We start from the raw sequence: 20,502 nt of genomic DNA, 5'->3' as shown, positions 1-20,502 counted from the left end.
TTGTTAACCTTAAATCTAATACTATGAAAAACACATTGCAAAGATACGGACATTTGCTAAATCTGCAAATTATCCAAGAAAAAAAGTATGTTTTATAACACAGATTAAGAAAAAAGGACGGATATGCAAACGCATTCCGTCCTTTTTTTAACATTTATCGTTGCGGATTATTCCTCATCCAACAGGATTTCAAGAATCTGGCAAGCAGCCTTTGCCACCGGAGTACCCGGACCGAAGATGGCAGCTACGCCGGCCTTATAAAGGAAATCATAGTCCTGTGCGGGAATCACACCGCCTGCAATCACTACAATATCCTCACGGCCCAACTTCTTGAGTTCTTCAATAATCTGCGGAACCAATGTCTTGTGTCCGGCAGCCAATGAAGAAACACCCACTACGTGAACATCGTTTTCCACCGCTTCGCGGGCAGCTTCGGCAGGAGTCTGGAACAGCGGTCCCATATCTACGTCGAAACCGCAGTCGGCATAACCCGTTGCCACCACTTTGGCGCCGCGGTCGTGACCGTCCTGACCCATTTTAGCTACCATGATACGGGGCTGACGTCCCTCTTTCTTCGCAAATTTCTCAGCCAACTCACAAGCTCTGTGGAAGTCGCTGTCGTTCTTACTTTCTGATGAATACACGCCTGAAATAGTTCTGATTACTGCTTTATAACGTCCTACAACTTTTTCGCAAGCATACGAAATCTCGCCCAATGTGGCACGGACACGTGCTGCTTCCACTGCCAGTTCCAGCAGGTTGCCTTCCTTCGTCTCCACACATTTGGTGATGGCATCGAGTGCTTTCTGCACGGCAGCCTCATCACGGCCTTCCTTCAATATCTTCAGGTTCTGGATCTGTTCCTGGCGGACAGCCGTATTGTCAATCTCAAGAATATCAATAGGAGCTTCTTTCTCCAAACGATATTTGTTTACACCCACAATAGTCTGCGAACCGCTGTCGATACGTGCCTGCGTGCGTGCGGCAGCCTCTTCGATACGCATCTTGGGGATACCGGTTTCGATGGCCTTCGCCATACCGCCCAGCTTCTCGATTTCCTGAATCAGCTCCCAAGCCTTGTGTGCAAGCTCATTGGTCAGAGACTCTACATAGTAAGAACCGCCCCACGGGTCGACATTCTTGCAGATGTAAGTTTCTTCCTGAATATAAATCTGCGTATTACGTGCAATACGTGCAGAGAAATCGGTAGGCAATGCGATAGCCTCGTCCAAAGCGTTGGTATGCAAGGACTGGGTATGTCCCAAAGCGGCAGCCATAGCCTCGATACAGGTACGGCCCACGTTGTTGAACGGATCCTGCTCGGTCAGCGACCAGCCGGAAGTCTGGGAGTGCGTACGCAATGCGAGTGATTTCGGGTTTTTCGGGTTGAACTGTTTCACAATCTTCGCCCACAACATACGTGCGGCACGCATCTTGGCTATCTCCATGAAGTGGTTGGTGCCGATAGCCCAGAAGAATGACAGACGCGGTGCGAATGCGTCGATGTCGATACCTGCGGCAACACCTGCACGAAGATATTCCAGACCGTCGGCCAGGGTATAAGCCAACTCGATGTCCGCCGTAGCGCCGGCTTCCTGCATATGGTAACCGGAGATAGAGATAGAGTTGAACTTAGGCATCTTCTGAGATGTGTATTCAAAGATATCGGAGATAATCTTCATGGAGAATGCAGGCGGATAGATATAGGTGTTACGCACCATGAATTCCTTCAGGATATCGTTCTGGATAGTACCCGCCATTTCTTCCAACTTGGCGCCTTGCTCCAGACCGGCATTGATGTAGAATGCCATGATAGGAAGCACCGCACCGTTCATGGTCATGGACACGGACATCTTGTTCAAGGGAATGCCGTCGAAGAGCACCTTCATGTTTTCCAGTGAACAGATGGACACACCTGCCTTACCGACGTCGCCTACCACACGTTCGTGGTCGGGGTCGTAACCGCGGTGGGTAGCCAGGTCGAATGCCACGGACAGACCTTTCTGTCCGGAAGCCAGGTTACGGCGATAGAAAGCATTGGACTCCTCGGCAGTAGAGAACCCTGCATACTGGCGGATAGTCCACGGACGCAAGGTGTACATTACAGAGTACGGACCGCGCAGATAAGGCGGGATACCTGCCGCATAGTCGAGGTGTTCCATACCTTCGAGGTCTTCTTTGGTGTAAACAGGCTTCACTTCAATGTGTTCCGGAGTCTTCCAGTCGGCTTTGATGCCGTTAGCCTTTTGCCACTCAGCACCATTGGCGGGCTGGAAAGCGGCATATATATCTAAGTTTTTAAAATCTTTTCTCATCTTACTTCAAAAGTTTAGCGTTGAATTCCTTTAATGTTTCCAGAACGTTGACACGAACATGGATAAAGTTCTCGATACCTGCCGCTTTCAGCTCGTCCATGCAAGCGGGAGCGCCGGCTACGATGAACATGGCGCGGCCGTTCAAGGCCTTGAAAGCGGGAATTGCATATTCCGCATATTCATCATCGCTCGAACAGAGAACCACAATATCGGCTTTAGCCGCCATTGCAGCTTCCACACCTTCCTCTACGGTCGGGAAACCGAGGTTGTCAACAACTTCATATCCGGCACAGGCCAGGAAGTTACAAGAGTATTGGGCACGTGCCTGACGCATAGCCAGGTTGCCGATAGTCAGCATAAATGCTTTGGGACGCTTGCCGGACGCTTCCGTTTCCAGACGCAACGCTTCAAATTCGCTGGCTGCACGGTCGAAGTTCAGTGACGGAACATCCTTTTCGCAAGTGCTGTGTCCGCCGCAGCAGCAAGAAGCTTCCAACGGTTTCTTGTCGCCCGCCTTCTCGTTGAAGTTCGGGAACTGGTTAGTACCCAACAGCACTTCCTTACGCTTGGCAACGGCTGCATGGCGGGCCGTATTGCTCTCGTTCACGGCAGCCTGTATCTTGCCGGATTTTACGGATGCGTAGAAACCGCCGTCTTCTTCCACTGCAAGGAACAGCTCCCAAGCCTGCTTGGCAATAGCCACGGTCAGGTTCTCGATGTAGTAAGAACCGGCAGCCGGGTCGATAACCTTGTCGAAATGCGATTCCTCTTTCAGGAGCAGCTGCTGGTTGCGTGCCAGACGTTCGGAGAATTCATCGGGAACGGCATACGTCTTGTCGAACGGAACGACCGTCATGGAGTCAACGCCTGCAAGAGCGGCACTCATAGCCTCGGTCTGCGTACGCAACAGGTTTACGTGCGCATCGAACAAAGTGAGGTTGAAAGTGGACGTTTCCGCATGTATTCTCATCTTGGCAGCACAGCGGCATTCGTTATGTTCGCCCTTGTTTTCGCAGTCGCGCAGGCATTCCGGGTTATAGGAAGCCACGATATTGGCCCACAACATACGGGCAGCGCGGAATTTTGCTATTTCAAGGAAATAATTGGAACTGATACCGAAGTTGAACTTAATCTTCTTGGCTACCAAAGCTGCCGGCAGTCCGGCATCGGTCAGCTGGTTCATGTATTCATTACCCCAAGCCAGCGCATAGCCCAATTCCTGATAGATATATGCACCGGCATTGTTCAACGTCAGCGCATTCACATTCAGGACGCGGTATTTCGGAAGCATGGCGGTAGCTTCAATCAGAGCCTTGGCAGTAGCCACCATATCGCCCTTTTCCTTGCCTTTGGCAAGCATCTTGTTGAAATAATCGTAGTTAATGGAGCCTTGCAACTTCGTGAGGTCATAATCTTTCTTCTGGAAATAACCGACCAGAAGTTGTGCCAATTCCACCACGTGTCCCTGACAGGTGGAGAAATTCAACTCTATGCACTCCGCACAGATGTCTTTCAGCAAAGTTTCGATATACTCCGCACTCAGTTCTTTGGCTTTCACGTGGAAAGAGAGTGAATCGACACCCTTGTTCAAAATGTCCAACGCCTTGGCATTGGCTGCTTCGGGAGATTCCACCTTTATTTCCTGACGGACGAACCACTCATTATTGTTTTTCTTTGTACCTCTAAGATAAGGGAACTCACCGGGAAGAGCATCCGTGGTCTTTAAACCTTCAAGGTCTTCCATACGATAGAAAGGTTTTACCTTGAATCCCTCATTCGTCCTCCAAACGAGCTTTTTCTCAAAGTCCGCACCCTTTAAGTCTGCGGTTACTTTCTCCATCCACTGTTCCGTAGAAACCGGAGAAAAGTCCGAGAAGAGTTTTTCTTTACTGTCTGCCATAGTTTATTTAAAATTAAAATAGATGAATAGTATTCATTTTGTCATCAAGAGACTTGCAAATATAAGGAAATACTTCAAACAAAAAGGCTTTTTAGGGAAAATTGCACTTACGGATAACACTATGTCCATCCTTATTCCCGGCATCCCTCCATAGATACCTTGCTTTTGCAAAGCTGGTATTACAAAAAGAAAAGAAAACCCTTTGCCAGCTCCCCTTTATTAAGTAATTTTGCGCAAAATTTTAAAAAGCAATAAATAAGGTACTATGAATTGGTTAGAAAGTCTTCTTTGGGACCCGACATCCGTCGCACATATCGTTTGCCTGTACGCATTCGTTATATCCGTGGGGGTGCTGCTGGGCAAGATTAAAGTTTTCGGAGTATCGCTGGGAGTGACGTTTGTCCTCTTTACCGGTATTCTGATGGGACATTTCGGATTTACAGGTGAAATACACATCTTACATTTCATCCGCGAATTTGGTTTGATTTTATTTGTATTCTGCATCGGTCTGCAGGTAGGGCCGTCGTTCTTCTCCTCTTTCAAGAAAGGGGGTATGACGCTGAACATGCTTGCCGTGGGCATTGTGGCACTGAACATAGTGGTTGCACTGGGCATTTATTTCATCGATGGAAATATAGACCTGCCGATGATAGTAGGTATCCTGTACGGTGCCGTAACCAACACTCCCGGTCTGGGTGCGGCTCAGGAAGCGTTGAACCAGCTGAATTATACGGGAGACCCCATCGCATTGGGATATGCCTGCGCCTACCCGCTCGGTGTGGTCGGCATCATCGGCTCTATTATCGCCGTACGTTATATCTGCCGCATCAACCTGAAAAAAGAAGAAGAGGAGCTTAACACGCAAGAAACGGACATGAAACACATGCCGCATATGCTGCATCTGGAAGTACGCAATGAGGCTATCGACGGCAAAAAGCTGATTCAGGTGAAAGATTTCCTGGGACGTTCTTTCGTATGCTCGCGCATCCGTCACGAAGGTCACGTCAGCATTCCAAACCAGGATACGGAATTCCACATCGGCGACCAGTTGTTCATCGTATGTTCCGAGGAAGACGCCGAAGCGGTTACCGCCTTTATCGGAAGGGAGATTCAAGTGGACTGGGAGAAGCAGGACACTCCGATGGTCTCACGCCGTATTCTGGTGACCAAATCGGAAATCAACGGAAAAAAACTTGGAAGCATGCACTTCCGCAGTATGTACGGAGTTAACGTGACACGTATCAACCGTTCGGGTATGGACCTGTTTGCCGATCCCAACCTGGTGCTCCAGGTAGGTGACCGTGTAATGGTTGTAGGCCAGCAGGACGCGGTGGAACGTGTGGCCGGTGTACTGGGCAACCAGTTGAAGCGTCTGGATACGCCGAACATCGTTACCATCTTCGTCGGTATCTTCCTCGGTATTCTGTTGGGCAGCCTTCCCATCGCATTTCCGGGCATGCCGACACCGGTGAAATTAGGTCTGGCGGGCGGTCCGCTGGTGGTAGCCATCCTTATCGGACGTTTCGGACATAAGATGCATCTTGTAACGTATACCACCATGAGCGCCAACCTGATGCTGCGCGAAATAGGTATCGTACTTTTCCTTGCCAGCGTAGGCATAGAGGCCGGTGAGCATTTTGTACAGACGGTCGTGGAAGGAAGCGGTCTGGCGTATGTAGGCTACGGTTTCCTGATTACCACCATCCCGTTGCTGATAATCGGTATGATTGCCCGGTTCTATTGCAAGGTCAATTATTTCACGCTGATGGGACTGATTGCCGGCAGTAACACCGACCCACCCGCATTGGCATATTCCAACCAGGCATCGGGCAATGACGCTCCGTCGGTAGGTTACTCTACGGTTTATCCGCTGACGATGTTCCTGCGCATCCTCGCCGGACAGATGATATTGCTGGCAATGATGTAAAATCAGTTCAAGGAGCTTCAGGCTCTTATCAATAAAATCGGGAAGAATTTTACTATAATCTCCGTTAGGATGGCAGTAAAATTCTTCCCGATTTCATTTGCAATGGTCATAGCGTTTATTCGTACAGTTTCAGTTTCTTCCTTACGAACTCTTCTATATAGCCGACCGTTTCGTCAATGCCCAATACGGACGAATCGACGCAAAGATGATAGGTAGCAGCCGCTCCCCATGTCTTATAGCTGTAATAGTTGTAATATTCGGCACGCCGCTTGTCCGCTTTGTTCATCTTCTCTTCCGCCGCACTTTCCGAAATAGAGTGCAGACGGCATAAACGGGCTATACGATCCTCGCGCGAAGCAGAGATGAAGATGTTGACGCAACACGGGTTATCCCGCAAAATGTAGTCGGCGCAACGCCCTACGAACAGACAGGATTTCTCGGAAGCCAGTTTCCGTATCACATCGCTTTGCACCTTAAACAACGCATCGTTGCTCAAACAGTTGGCAGCCGGCATAGCCCCGTCACTGATAAACGGGAAACGCATTCCGAACAGACCGCCTATAATTCCCTGCGAAGCCTTTTCATCGGCTTTTTCAAAGAATTCACGGCATAATCCGCTTTCTTCGGAAGCAAGGTTAATCAATTCCTTGTCGTAGAAGTCAATACCCAGCCGGGCAGCCAGCTTCTCTCCGATTTCCCGTCCGCCACTGCCTAACTGGCGGCCTATATTTACTATAAATTTATTGTCCATACTTTATTTAATCTATCTGTTTTGCAGATAGCAAATATAGGTATTCTTCCATTAAATATCAAAATAATGAAAACAAATCCATTTCCTGTGTATCAGGACGGTTACTGTTCACAAAGCAACTGTCTGCCTTAAAACAGTCTGCCGCATTCATGATTCAGTTCAGCCGCGATGCCAACCGACGTACCGTACCGTTGACGGAAACTTCGACCTCAACCCCTTTCTCATCATAACCTTTGTTCAGGAATTTTGCTTCAAATACCGGGTAAGCGGCAACATCCTTCACCGGATAGATAACCGTTATGTAACGCACAGCCTCCGCATCATCCTTATTTGTATCGAAAGCTACCGAAGTACGGGCTACGCGCTGACGATAGGCAGTGGAACGCCAGCCCTCTTCCGCTCTTAAAGACGCGCTTTTTTCCGGAAAACATTGCAACTTCACATTACTCGAACCCTCATAAGCCGTAGTCACCATATTCTTCTCCGCATCAACGTTTACCTCACCTTCACGGAAATGATAATTCAAATTCACGGTTCCTCTGGCATTGCCTGTGGCTTCGTCCACTATTACAAAATAGGCCTGGTCCACAAAAAAGACGGTACGACGATGTTTCAACCCTTTATAACCGGGATTTTCCGTTACCAGTATCTGCTCCTTACCTTCCGGCTGCCACAATCCGGTTACGGACTGCGTGGTTTCAAGGTTGCGTCCGTCCAAGGTCAGGGTGTTATGTACACGTGTCTGGCGGAACCAGTTGCGCAGTTTCATCACTTCGGCACTTCCGGCATAGACGTATGCACCGGTATCGGGAAACAGATTCCTGCCGTTGAACCAGAGTTCGAAAGTACCGTTATCCGGCTGACAATGCCACTCTCCTTTAGGTCCGGCTTTAACTACCATGACCGTTGCATCCTTCTTCCAACCGTTTCTGAAAGTAAAGAAACCGGATGTCAATGCCCCGTGGGAAAGATAAGGGAAAGGAGCGCCTTCACGCCCTTCTGTCGCATAATAACGTATCCAATCGCAGTCGGGGAACAATGCAAGCCAATCGCGGTAGTTGGCAAGTTCTGCCTGATAATCGCCCAACTTGGCATCACTGAAACAAGGGTTGGTGTAGTCGGGAAAACAAATGTTGGCATAGAAAGCAATCATATTCTTGACCGTATCCAGGTATTCCGACGGAAACTCATTGCGGAAACCGTTACAATCCGCCATGCGCAAGGCCTTGCAGAATATGTTGATTGCCGCAAGGTGATAATGGGGATCCAGCTCGTACTGTCCGCCGTCATTGTATACCTGCTTCTTGATTTCACGATTCAGGATATTGATTCCACTTTCTCTCCAAATGGCGGCATCTTTCAGTTCCGGAAAGAAAACACCGGCATAAACCATACGTTGGGCTTCAAACAGCAGGTGGTTACCTTCTGCAGAATAATTTTTTAGGAGATGTGCGCCATGGCGGTGATAATTGACGATAAACTCGGTCAGGAACTCCGGAGTAAACGCCGATGCGGAGCAAAACAAAAGAAACTGGCAGGTCTGGTCCTGCAAACGGTTGCTGACTTCCAGTTGCCGCCATGCAAAATATACATTGTCGGCATCTTCCTTTACCTCACCGGCACTGACAAGCTCGAACTCTTCCTGCTTCATGTTCACCAGCGGGTTTTTCTGAACCCAATCCATATACTGATGTACCCACTCCTTTGCGTATTTCTCATCTCCGGAGATACGGTATGCCTTACCCATAGGCGTAAACCACTTATGACGATGAAGCTGCCAACGCAACTCATTGTCTTTTACCGGCCAGTACTCCCAGTTGATATCTTTGCCGTAGTTGTAGGAAGGCTGATAGCCTTTATGTACAAAGAAAGTATGCTCCAAAGCATCATCCGCCCATTTCTGTTCTTCCCTGGATATGGTGAGGTTTTTCAAGTCTATATCCGGATGTGTAATACCGGTACGGCTACGGTAATAATTCAACAGTTCCTGTGCCGCCACCTCCCACTTCTGCCGGGAGCATGCCGCTTTTACTTTCTCCAAACCAGGATAATCCAAATTTATCAGTTCAAAAGCCTCCTGCCTTAGTTGCTGTGCGTCTGCAACAACAGCAAGCATAAGCAAGAAAATGCTAAAAATGTATCTTATTGTCTTCATGATATGGTAATAATGAATTTAAATATGCTTATAATCAATCTCTTTTACCTGCATATAACGGAGCAATGCCTCCAGATAATAATAATCGGCATAGTTAAGCGGCGTATCTATTTCGGAACCGTTCGGCAATGAGCCCGTTGAATGCATCAGTACAAAGCCCTGGTTGGTTCCCGGTTTTGCCAAATACCCGTCTGACGAAAGGCTTTTGAGCAACTTCCCGGCATACTCCATATATGCTTGTCCGTCTTCAACAAGCGTGCTCAGTTCTATCAGGGCGGAAGCGGTAATAGCGGCAGCAGATGCGTCACGAGGCGTCTGAGGCGTGTCGGGCGCATCATAATCCCACAAGGGAACTGCATCTTCCGTCTTTACGCGCCGCATGATTAACGAGGCTATATTCTCGGCCTGCCGCAAAAATTGCACATCCTTAGACTCGCGATAACAGGATGTGTAGCCATATAATCCCCATGCTTGTCCGCGCGCCCACGACGATGTGTCACTCTTTCCCTGATGCGTGCACTTTTTTTCCACCGTCCCATCGTTATTGTAACTGACTACATGGTAGGATGAATAATCATCTCTAAAATGATTTTTCATCGTAGTCCTTGCGTGTGTCAAGGCAAGCTCCTTATATTTATCATCACCGGTCAGGCGAGTGGCATAAAACAGCAGGTCCAGGTTCATCATATTGTCTATGATAACGGGGAAATTCCACTTCCCGAAGTTCCAGGAACGGATACAGCCTATCTCCGGATTGAAACGGCCGCACAGGTTATCCGCTGTTTGTATCAATGCACTGCGGACGCTGTCGGCAGGAGATAAACGATTGGCGTTACCGTAGCTGCAATTCATCATAAAACCTATATCATGCGTACCTTTATACTCACGCAGCGGATAAAGATAATTAGTGAACTTCACAGCGCTTTCCCTCAAGCTTTCATCGCCGGTAAGTTGATAAGCGAGCCAAAGATTGCCGGGGAAAAAACCGCTTGTCCAATCGTAAATGGAAAAGCAATAACGGCGGGAGCCCAAATTATCATGTATGGGTTTCAGCCGGGCAGAGTCTTTGCCTGTCAACTGTTTCTTATCCAGCTGACGACATAAAAAGTCCGTGTCATAGCCCGTCCAGATGGAACGGGGCAACCGGATTGAATCTCCGATTTCAGCCACGGTAAATTTCAATTGTAACGCAGCCGTTTCTATTCCCTGTTTCAGCCAGGTATAATCTTTTTCCGGTTGTTTGGGAGAGCAGCCGGAAAATACGCATAATGCGACAACAGCAACAAAACAAGATAATGATATTTTCTTCATCTTTTATAAAGGTTTCTATTTTCCACAATCATCTCATAAAATTTCACTACATGGCACAACCAGCAACACAACATCATATAGCTTTGAAATAGAAAAGATGTTTAACAGAGCTGATAAAAAACAGGCTTACTATTTTCAACCAGCTCCGAAACATCTTTCAACATTTCAAACAGGACATTGCATCCTGCCGTTTATAGCAATAATACCTATTTATTCATAACCCGGATTATTCTGATTTTTTAAAGCGGGATTGGCCTGCAACTCGCCCAAAGGTATAGGAAACAGTTCATGTTTGCCTTTTATAAATTTGTCGCCTGCAACATATTTGCCTTTTAGCGATTTATCCATTTTGCTTTGGAATAATTTTAAAGCATCACCCAAAATACCCCAACGTAATAAGTCATATTTACGCTGACCTTCAAAAGCCAGTTCAAAACCGCGTTCCCAATAAAGAGCAGTACGGAAATTGTCTGCCTCATCACCACTGTTAAAATAGGGAAGTTCATAGAGATTAGGCTGTGCAGCCTTGTATGCCTGCAATGAATTAGTTTCAGTAGCTCCGGCACGATGTCTTACTTCATTCAATAACCTCCAGGCTTCCGGAGTATTGCCAATCTCATTATAAGCCTCGGCTGCCATCAATACTACATCAGCATAACGCAACGGACAATAATTGACCCCTGTATTATTAGGATCTACAAAGCCTTTCGGCATCCACTCCCTACGCCATTTGCCCGGATACCAATCCGTCAGTTTCTTATTTTCAACCAACTTATGTGCTTTCTTATCGGCATCCCATTTATATTGGTAAGTACATACCATTACATCTCTACGCTCATCATTTGCCTCAAAGAAATCTTTCCAGACAGGTAACACACGGAAGAACGCGTTGGCACGTCCCATTGATTCAGCAGGAGCACCCTTGCCCGGCGCTTCTACCGCAGGACCATTATACGTAGCCCAAGTACCGGAGTTATCCTTATAACCACTTCCTGTCGGATTAAAAGCTATCTCCCACAGATTTTCCATCGAATTCAAAACCCCTCCGGAATAACCCTGGAACAACTTTAAATAACCGCCCGGGTGAAAGTTATGATAACCTTTATTCTGGAAAGCAGTCCATTCGGCAATTACAGCATCAAAATAGGCCTTTCTCTTGTCGTCGGCCGGTCGGTTCAAACTACCGTCTTGCTGCAAACTATAACCTGCCCGTTGCAAGTAAACACGCATCAGCATTGCATGAGCAGCTCCCTGCGAAGGTATCTCCGGTGAAAGCGAAGCACTCCCTTTCTGAAGATTTTCTTTCGCAAAGTCCAAATCTTCAATAATATAATCATATATCTCCTCACGGCTTATACGACCATTAAAGGCACTTTCATATCCAGCGGTGTAGTCGGTCTTAAATGGAACATCTCCCCAATATTTCACTAAATCGAAAGCCAAAAATGCACGTAAAAATTTAGCCTGGGCCACCAGCTCTTTCAAAGAAGTATCTTCTTCATACCCAGCCATATTTTCAATGCCTTCAATGGCAAAATTAGCCCGGTCTATTCCCATATATTTGTACTTCCATAAATCAGCAATCCAAGTATTCGTCGGTTTCACCATATAATGTGCTATATCACGACGTGTATTGTCTGTACCAGTACCTTGTATATAATAAGTGTCATCCGACGCCGGCATAGCCATTTCAAACTGTCCGTAATGGTTGTTTGTAGCCAAACAGTCATAAATCCCCACGACTGACATCTTTGCCTGGTCGGCTGTTTGAAAATAGGTATCCTTCTCATAATAAGAAGTTGGTTTTTCTGTCAGTTCACAAGAGGCAAATCCAGTTGCAATCAGTGCGCCAAGCGCAATTGTTTTATATTTTTTCATTGTATTTTCTTTTTGAGGTTCATTAGAAAGCTAAATTAATACCGAAAACAAATGAACGGCTTTTAGGATAAGCACCGAAGTCAACGCCTGGTGTCAAACCGTTACCCATTGTGGATACTTCCGGATCGAAACCTGAATATTTAGTCCAAGTTAATAAATTAGAACCTGTTGCATAAAGACGTAACTTACTGATACCTATCTTTTCGATTATTTTCTTCGGGAAAGTATATCCTAAAGTGATATTACTAAGTTTCAGGAAGGAACCGTCTTCTACCGCCCAAGAATGAATATAAGTATCACCTACTTCATTATCATAGATAGCGGCAACGGTCTTACCTCTATTAATCTCGGCCATTTCCTGAGGGTCGGTAATTAATTCACCTGACTTATTTACTAAAACCCAGCGATTATGAGAATCGGCCGCAGCCAAAACGTTCTTATTCTGCAAAGCCGTCTTTGTGTTAGTCAACTTGGTTGCATTAAGTACATCATTGCCAAAGCTATAAGTCAAGAAAATGCTCAAATCAAAGTCTTTATAAGTGAATGTATTATTGATACCGCCATAAAATTTAGGATACGCATTACCAATAACAGTCTTGTCTTCCTCTGTTATTTTATTGTCTTCGCTACCGTCTACATTCTTAAATTTCCACATACCGGGTTTCACATTGGCTTTATCGCCTGCATAAGGAATGCCATCTTTCAATGTGTAAGTTTGGGTGGTTGCATCATAATCAAAATCAGACACCTGATACAAGCCTTCTGTAATATAACCGTACATCTGCCCCAACGGTTGGTTTATACCGATAATATGTGTGTTTTGGCTATATCCGAAATTAGCTTCCCAAAGTTGCACTTCTTCTCCCGTCAACTGTTTTACAGAATTTTTATTGTGCGATAAGGTTACAGAAGTATTCCAAGTAAAGTTCTTGGTCATAATATTAGTTGAGTTGATAGTCAAATCAATACCTTTATTTTCTGTTTCACCGGCATTGATGACCATACTGTCATAACCTGCCGATGTTGGCAATTTTGCACTCAGCAACAGATTACTGCTGCGATTGATATAAAATTCGGGAGAAATAGTCAAACGCTGATTGAAGAAACCAAAATCAAGACCGAAATTGAATGTCTTGTTAGCTTCCCATTTAAGGTCCGGATTAGGAATCTGCTTGGGTACATAGCCTGATTGAGTAGAATCACCATTAGGATAAGTGACGGAATTCAATACTGCCAGACTCAGATAACTGTCTATACGATTATTACCAGCCATACCATAACCTAAACGAACTTTCAAATCCGAAAAAACATTCAAATTCTTAATAAATTCTTCTTCTCCCAAACGCCAGGCTGCAGAAAAAGCCGGGAAATATCCCCACTTATTATTCTTACCAAATTTAGAAGAACCGTCTGCACGGAAAGAAGCGGTAAACAAATATTTATCCTTAAAGCCATAGTTAACACGTGTAAAGAAAGAAAGGAGCTTGTCATCATAATTTTCAGCAGATGAAACAGCTGTCGGCAATCCCAGTGAAAGGTCGCCTAAACCAATATCATCGTTCGGGAAATTGGCGGCTGCCGCTTTGAAATTACGACTCCAACGGTTTACGTATTCCTGACCAACCATGGCTGTTACATCGTGTCCTTTACCCGACCAAGTATAATTCAAGACATTTGATGTTTGGAAACTGCTGTTCTCCAGATTTTGAATGCTTCCATTAATACTGGAACGCTTTGCCGTTATAGACTTATCACCGTAAAAAATATCATTACGACGTGTCTGGTAGCGCATACCTGTTGTATTACGGAACGAAAATCCTTTAAAAAGCTTTAAAGTAAAGCCACCATTGGCTTGAAAAGTACGATACTCACGATCATTGGTTTCTTCAGCAGCAGAAAGCAGGGGATTCTGCATTACATTACCGGTATCGTCCACAAAAATCGGGTCTTCATCTCCTAACAGCAAATCATCTGTACCTCCAATTCCTATCATAGGACGATACTGCAAAATATGCTGCATCTTGTTAAAACGGTCACCACCTTCAGAAGTACCCATACCATAAACTTTCATTTGATCATAGCTGACACGGGCATTAACACTTAAACGGTCATTCAATTTATGATTCATATTGAATGATATGTTATGTTTTTTATTACCGCTATACACCATAGCACCCTCTTCATCATAGTAAGAATATGCCAAGTTGTAATTCAGCTTATCTGTTCCACCGGAAACTCCTACACGGTAGTTTTGAGTCAACGCAGTACGCCCCAACGTTTCATCCTGCCAATCTATCCCTTTACGATTGGAATAGTTAGTTCCGATATCACTATATTTTCCGTACAATGTTTCAAAAGCCGTAATATCCTTATCCCAATCTTCTTGAGTAGTAGCATCGTACACACGGCGTTCATAATCCAACATTGCAAACTCTGCCGTAGAAAGGACATCCAATTTCTTGGCTATTTTTTTGAAACCGACATAGCTGTCAAAAGTTACCGTAGCCTTGCCTTCTTTACCACCACTTTTTGTAGTAATAACTACAACGCCGTTAGCACCACGAGCTCCATAAATAGCCGTAGCAGACGCATCCTTCAAAATATCGATAGTCTCAATTTCAGCAGGGTCGAGCGTAGACATACCATCTTCGCTGGGAAAACCATCGATAATATAAAGAGGCTCATTGCTCTGTGTAATAGAAATACCTCCACGGACACGAATCGAAATAGAAGCTCCCGGCGCACCTTCACTCTGCATTACCTGTACACCGGCCATACGTCCTGCCAATGCCTGGGTAATATCACTTGTCGGCACTTTGGAAAGTTCCTTACTGTTCACCGATGCCACAGACCCAGTCAAGTCCTTACGCTTAACCGTGGCATAACCGATTGCTACTACTTCATCCAGTAACACGGCATCAGCCTTCAACGTTACATTGATTACATTCTTACCATTGACCTTTACTTCTTGGGAAGTCATACCCACGTACGAAAAGACGAGTACATCTTTGGATGCGTCATTTACTTTTAAGGAGTAGTTACCGTTTACATCCGTAACGGTTCCAACGCCGGCGGCGCCTTTAATGGTAACACTACCACCGATTACTTCATAGCCCTCACTATCAATGACCTTACCGGTAACGGTCAGACTTTGCGCATATGCGGATATGCTCACAAAGGCGAGGATAAACATTAAAAACAGTTCTTTTAATTTGTACATAATAAATAAATCTAAGGTTCTACTTTAGAAATAATTTTTCGAGGGCAAACTTACTGCAAATGCTAAAAAAAGTGTAAAAGTATTGTTTTCATTCGTTACACTTTTACACTTTCCAAATATCAATTTTGTATAATACAGAGTAATTTTGTACAATATATAGCCCTACAGCTATGTACAAAGGGGGTTATCCTTTTGGGATAGAGATTTGCAAATCTGTTAATAAAGTCAAATACCCATCAATACAACACTCATTTCAAGAAATCACTTCTCATTGGAGCAAAGCAGTCTATAAGTACCCCCGGTTCCAGACAGACACATCCGTGCAAAATATCAGGTTCGATGTAAATACCGTCACCTGCCTTTACCGTTTTCTTCTCATTCCCCACCGTAAACTCAAACTTTCCACTTGCCACATAAGTGGTTTGGGTATGGTAGTGAGTATGAGGAGTACCTATCGCTCCTTTTTCAAATTTCACTTTTACCAGCATTACCTGTCCGTCATACCCCATAATCTGCCGGGTCACGCCTTCTCCTGCGGGTTCCCACGCCTTTTCTCCACTAATAAAAGTAGTGCTACGCGTTTTTTTAACGGGATTGTCCGCATTTCCGCCTTCAGCCGTTTGCATTGCGCAGACAGCCGGCATCATCATAAGTGAAATACCCATTAAACACATGTACTTTTTCCAGCTTTTCGTTTTCATAACCAATGTTTTAATTAAATAATTTATTCTGTTTCGGATAATGTTTCAAATCTGTAGACCGTAGTTTGCCGGTAAGTCTCTCCCGGCAGCAACACGGTAGTCGGAAAATGCGGATTATGAGGCGAATCCGGAAAATGTTGCATTTCGAGACAAAAGCCGTAATACCGCCCATATGACTGCTTGCCATGCCCTTTCAGATAGTCCAGATTAGCTGCCGGAGTATAGAACTGCATACCCGGTTCGGTGGTATACGCCTTCAGTATCCGACCGGATTCCGGCTCTACAATTTTAGCTGCAAGCGCCAAAGTTCCCGACTGCTTATTGAGTTTATAATTGGTATCATATCCTTTTTTAAGTTCTCCAATGCGCCCGCCAAGCGCCTGCAAGGTTCTGAAGTCGTATTCCGTACCCGCCACCGCCATAAGTTCTCCGGTAGGAATACCTGCGGCATCAACCGGTGTAATCGAATCCCCGTCAATCATACAATAATGGTTCAGTACAGACTCCTTACACCCCGTTAAATTGAAATAACTGTGATTTGTCAGATTAACCACAGTCGGCTTGTCGGTCGATGCCCTGTAATCCAGAATCACTTCATTGTCATGCGTCAATTTATAAGCCAACGATATATTCAGATTTCCCGGAAATCCCCCTTCCGCATCAGGACTCAGATAACTAAAGCGAATCACTGCCGTATCCTTCACCACATAGGACGTATCCGTATTAAAAACCCGGGTATGAAATCCCTTGACGCCACCATGAATGGAATGCCCTTTATTGTTTTTATCCAGATAGTAGACCCGGTCATTCAAAACAAGTTCCGCATTCCTTATTCTATTTGCATAACGCCCTACCGTAGCGCCAAGCTTGGGTTGTCTGCCCAGATAATATCGCAAGCTGTCAAGTCCTAAGACTACCGGAGCAAAAACGCCCTCTTTATCAGGAGCGGAAACAAATGTTAAAGAAGCCCCATAATTGGTAACCTTAACCGTCATTCCATTCCTGTTAGTCATTCTGAAAAGTTCAACAGTCTTGCCTTCATACCGCAAACTGTCTTCCCTCGCTATCGTAAAGCCGGGTGTGCCCGTACGGCTGCATGACACAAGCAATGAATGAACAAGTATCAGAAGAAAGGGAGAAAAAAAATACATCTTCATAATAATATTCCATAAATGATACATACGTCACTGTTTTCCATACTCCGTAGGAAGACAACCGATATACTTCTTGAAACGGGCGGAAAAATAAGAAGGAGTATTATATCCCACCATAAAACTGATTTCAGAAACCGTATACTTACCTTCCTTCAATAACTGACAAGCACGGTTAAAACGTATTTTATGAATAAAATCAATAGCCGATTTTCCTGTTATAGCCTTCAACTTCAAATGGAGATTGGAACGGCTCATATTCATCTCGCTGGCAAACTGCTCCGTTGAGAACTCCACATTGCTCATGTTTTTCTCCACGACAGCAATCGCTTTCCTCAACAGTTCCTCATCCATGGCATTGTTTGCTATCTTCTCCGGTTCTATCTCTGCCGCATTGGAATAATGCTCAAAAATACGATAGCGGGTACGCAGCATATTCAAAATCTTTGCTATCAATACATCCATCGAGAACGGTTTGGGTATGTAATCGTCCGCACCTACCTGCAACCCCTGCAACTGATACTTTATATCGACCTTGGCAGACAACAGATACACCGGTATATGACAGGTTCTCAAATTCTGTTTCACCGATTTACAAAGTTTGACTCCATCCATAACCGGCATCATAACATCCGAAAGAATCAGGTCTACGTCATTTTCTTTAAGCACCTCCAACGCCTTTTGCCCGTTCTCCGCCTCTATCAGATTAAACTGAGCGGACAGACCGTTGAACAAATACCGCCGCAGCTCCTCATTGTCTTCCACTATAAGAATTGTTCCATGCCTGCTTCCCGCCTCTTTTTCACCGGCTTCTGCCACTTCCGTTTCTACATCATCGGTATAAACCTCATGCGCATTTGTCGAATAGACACGCTGTTCCTCCATCTCTCCCTTGCTCTCCGCAAGTTCCTCCGCAGTATACACCGACTTGTCCTGAGGAATATAAATGGAAAACGTAGAGCCTTTTCCAACCTCGCTCACCAATGTTATCTGCCCGTGATGCAATTCAACCAGACGCTGAACCAGCGATAATCCAATGCCGCTTCCTTCGTGTACGTTCTCTACCTGATAAAAACGTTCGAAAATCTTCCGCTGCTTATCCTTTGGTATGCCCACTCCCGTATCTGCTACCTGCAAAACAACATTTTTATCTTCTCTGTAGAGTTTTACATAAATCCTCTCCCCTTCTTCCGTATACTTAAAAGCATTGGATAAGAGATTGTTGATAATCAAATCCAAATAAGTACCGTCAAACAACACATCCTCATCCTGCAATTCCGAATAGAAATTATAGTCTATGTCCTTTTTCTTTGCCAGACTCTCGTAATTTAAAAAGCTGTTCAATACCCTTTTATATGCATTGGCATAACTCGGCCTCAACTCAAAAATACCCAATTCGGCACGCCGGTAGTCCATCAGTTGATTGACCAAATGCAACAGTCTTCTTGCATTCCGCTGAATATACAACAGCTTTTCGCGCTCCCAATGCCCGGTGACACTACTGAGCAACTCTTGCAAAGGAGAAATAATCAAAGTCAACGGAGTACGTAACTCATGTGAGATATTCACATAAAAACGGATTTTCATCTGGCTGATTTCTTCCTTTTTTTCCCTGTCAAGCCGCTCCATACGGATTTCTGTCTGCATACTCTTACGCAACCAGAAGAAACGGAACACAGCAAAAACCAACAAAATAAAAAACAACGCAAAAATCAAAAAGGCCCACCACGTGCGATACCAGACCGGAAGGACACGGATGTGAAGAGCCTCTACCTCCCCGCTCCACTTTCCGTCATTATTGGCTGCCTTTAAAAGGAAGGTATAATCTCCTGCCGGCAAGTTGGAGTACGACACCGGACTTATGTCTCCCTGTTTATACCATTCATCATGATATCCCTTCAACTTATAGGCAAACGTATTGTGCTTGCCGGCTATGTAGTTGGAAACGACAAAGGAAAGGGAAAACGAGTTTTGGGAAGATTTCAGAGTTATGTGGTTAACACTCTCTATATTCTCTTTCAGTATTCCGGTTTCATCATTCGGAAGCACCTCCTTGTTAAAAACAAAAAGCTTATTGATTACCGGTTTCGGAGTATAAGGGTTGTCTATCAGGGTTTCGGGACGGAACATGGTGATGCCGTTAATGCCGCCGAACAACATATTGCCATTGCCGATGCGGCAATAAGAACCGGCATTAAACTGATTGCTCTGCAGCCCGTCCACTATTGTAAAATTGCGCATTTTACGGTTCTCCGGGTCAAAACAACTCAGTCCCTGATTGGTACTGACCCACAAGCGCCCGTAACTGTCTTCCAGTATTCCATAGATAACATTGCTTGGCAAACCGTCGTCCGTTGTATATTGCTGCAACTCCTTATCCGCTTCCTTCAAGGCAAAAAGCCCGTCACGGGTACCTACCCATATAGAACCGGATAAAGACTCGTAGATACAATTCACAAAAGACTGTTGCAATACCGGAGTTATACGAAAATCCGTATTGGCCTGCAAAGCCATCCCCGCCTGATTATAAACGGAAAGTCCCTTCTCCCCACCTATCCAGATGCGCTTACGGGAATCCCTAAATAGCAAACGGTTCTTTTTTTGAATCGGATGCCCTTCCACATCTTCATTTATAACGGTAAAGCGTTTTCCGGCAATATCAAAATGAAACAAATAGTCCAGAGAAGCTATCCAAAGACCGTCTTTCCCATCGGATATAATAGAATAAATATGATTGCTCGGCAAGCCCCCGTTTTGCTGATTATAAAACTCCTTTCTTCCGGTTTTACGATGCAACACCATCATACCGCCAGCGTGGGCGCCTACATATATCTTATCCGATGCTTCATCTACATATACCGTTTTAACGTCTTTAAAAGGAACACCTTCCGATATATCCGGATTAAACAAATAATTCTTATAAGTTTTCGCCGTATTATCATAGAAGTTCAGACCACCGTCACTTGTTCCGATCCATAAATTGTTCTTTTTATCCTCTACAATGCAACTGACAACATTATCACTGAGCGAATTGGAGAAAGGAATATGTTTAATCTGCTGGAAACGGTTGCACAAAGGATGATAGTAATTCAATCCTCCCCAGTATGTACCCAGCCACATTCCGCCCTGCGAGTCTCTGAAGATGCAACGCACCGAGTTCTGCGACAACGTCCCTGCCTGAGCCATCGAACTC

At 45.2% G+C, this 20,502-nt stretch carries 11 protein-coding genes; 1 reads left to right on the top strand and 10 read right to left on the bottom strand.

Going from position 1 to position 20,502, the window contains the following annotated elements:
• Positions 1 to 167: 167 nt before the first annotated feature.
• Positions 168 to 2,315, bottom strand: coding sequence for a methylmalonyl-CoA mutase (scpA, locus tag AB5903_RS19195; RefSeq protein WP_005657274.1), 2,148 nt, complete (start codon positions 2,313 to 2,315; stop codon positions 168 to 170).
• 1 nt (position 2,316) lies between these two features.
• Complete coding sequence (gene mutA / locus AB5903_RS19190) at positions 2,317 to 4,215, bottom strand: methylmalonyl-CoA mutase small subunit (protein ID WP_005657276.1); 1,899 nt, start codon at positions 4,213 to 4,215, stop codon at positions 2,317 to 2,319.
• Between the two features lie 265 nt (positions 4,216 to 4,480).
• On the opposite strand from mutA, the gene AB5903_RS19185 reads away from it, so the two are divergent.
• Complete coding sequence (locus AB5903_RS19185) at positions 4,481 to 6,142, top strand: putative transporter (RefSeq protein WP_005657279.1); 1,662 nt, start codon at positions 4,481 to 4,483, stop codon at positions 6,140 to 6,142.
• A gap of 115 nt (positions 6,143 to 6,257) precedes the next feature.
• Here AB5903_RS19185 and AB5903_RS19180 read toward each other — a convergent pair whose 3' ends face one another.
• The 8 genes from AB5903_RS19180 to AB5903_RS19145 form a co-directional block, all read right to left on the bottom strand.
• Complete coding sequence (locus tag AB5903_RS19180) at positions 6,258 to 6,893, bottom strand: AAA family ATPase (RefSeq protein ID WP_368118117.1); 636 nt, start codon at positions 6,891 to 6,893, stop codon at positions 6,258 to 6,260.
• A 154-nt stretch (positions 6,894 to 7,047) separates the two neighbouring features.
• Positions 7,048 to 9,048 carry a heparin-sulfate lyase HepC gene (hepC, locus tag AB5903_RS19175; protein WP_368118116.1) on the bottom strand — a complete coding sequence of 667 codons (2,001 nt, stop codon included), beginning with the start codon at positions 9,046 to 9,048 and terminating at the stop codon, positions 7,048 to 7,050.
• A gap of 18 nt (positions 9,049 to 9,066) precedes the next feature.
• Complete coding sequence (locus tag AB5903_RS19170; protein ID WP_368118115.1) at positions 9,067 to 10,359, bottom strand: DUF4995 domain-containing protein; 1,293 nt, start codon at positions 10,357 to 10,359, stop codon at positions 9,067 to 9,069.
• A 210-nt stretch (positions 10,360 to 10,569) separates the two neighbouring features.
• A complete protein-coding gene (locus AB5903_RS19165) occupies positions 10,570 to 12,237 on the bottom strand; it encodes a RagB/SusD family nutrient uptake outer membrane protein (RefSeq protein ID WP_016661829.1) in 1,668 nt (555 codons plus the stop codon).
• A gap of 22 nt (positions 12,238 to 12,259) precedes the next feature.
• Complete coding sequence (locus AB5903_RS19160) at positions 12,260 to 15,457, bottom strand: TonB-dependent receptor (RefSeq protein WP_034535955.1); 3,198 nt, start codon at positions 15,455 to 15,457, stop codon at positions 12,260 to 12,262.
• A 248-nt stretch (positions 15,458 to 15,705) separates the two neighbouring features.
• Complete coding sequence (locus AB5903_RS19155) at positions 15,706 to 16,158, bottom strand: cupin domain-containing protein (RefSeq protein ID WP_022104911.1); 453 nt, start codon at positions 16,156 to 16,158, stop codon at positions 15,706 to 15,708.
• Positions 16,159 to 16,181: 23 nt separating this feature from the next.
• Positions 16,182 to 17,315: an aldose epimerase family protein gene (locus tag AB5903_RS19150; protein WP_259336424.1), complete on the bottom strand. Its 1,134-nt coding sequence runs from the start codon at positions 17,313 to 17,315 to the stop codon at positions 16,182 to 16,184.
• A 27-nt stretch (positions 17,316 to 17,342) separates the two neighbouring features.
• Positions 17,343 to 20,502: ATP-binding protein (locus AB5903_RS19145; RefSeq protein ID WP_368118114.1), on the bottom strand; the 3,160-nt coding region annotated here is incomplete at its 5' end.

Origin of the sequence: Bacteroides sp. 2201st1_D9_2201SCRN_220225, assembly GCF_040928965.1 — a bacterium.
GTDB lineage: Bacteria > Bacteroidota > Bacteroidia > Bacteroidales > Bacteroidaceae > Bacteroides > Bacteroides stercoris.
Note: the sequence above shows the minus strand (reverse complement) of the source record. Positions and strands in the feature narration are given on the sequence as shown.

Excerpts from the sequence above, each read along its gene's own strand:
- scpA (WP_005657274.1), bottom strand. The coding sequence starts at position 2,315 with ATGAGAAAAGATTTTAAAAACTTAGATATATATGCCGCTTTCCAGCCC.
- AB5903_RS19150 (WP_259336424.1), bottom strand. The coding sequence starts at position 17,315 with ATGAAGATGTATTTTTTTTCTCCCTTTCTTCTGATACTTGTTCATTCA.
- AB5903_RS19155 (WP_022104911.1), bottom strand. The coding sequence starts at position 16,158 with ATGAAAACGAAAAGCTGGAAAAAGTACATGTGTTTAATGGGTATTTCA.
- AB5903_RS19170 (WP_368118115.1), bottom strand. The coding sequence starts at position 10,359 with ATGAAGAAAATATCATTATCTTGTTTTGTTGCTGTTGTCGCATTATGC.
- AB5903_RS19160 (WP_034535955.1), bottom strand. The coding sequence starts at position 15,457 with ATGTACAAATTAAAAGAACTGTTTTTAATGTTTATCCTCGCCTTTGTG.
- AB5903_RS19165 (WP_016661829.1), bottom strand. The coding sequence starts at position 12,237 with ATGAAAAAATATAAAACAATTGCGCTTGGCGCACTGATTGCAACTGGA.
- hepC (WP_368118116.1), bottom strand. The coding sequence starts at position 9,048 with ATGAAGACAATAAGATACATTTTTAGCATTTTCTTGCTTATGCTTGCT.
- AB5903_RS19185 (WP_005657279.1), top strand. The coding sequence starts at position 4,481 with ATGAATTGGTTAGAAAGTCTTCTTTGGGACCCGACATCCGTCGCACAT.
- AB5903_RS19180 (WP_368118117.1), bottom strand. The coding sequence starts at position 6,893 with ATGGACAATAAATTTATAGTAAATATAGGCCGCCAGTTAGGCAGTGGC.
- mutA (WP_005657276.1), bottom strand. The coding sequence starts at position 4,215 with ATGGCAGACAGTAAAGAAAAACTCTTCTCGGACTTTTCTCCGGTTTCT.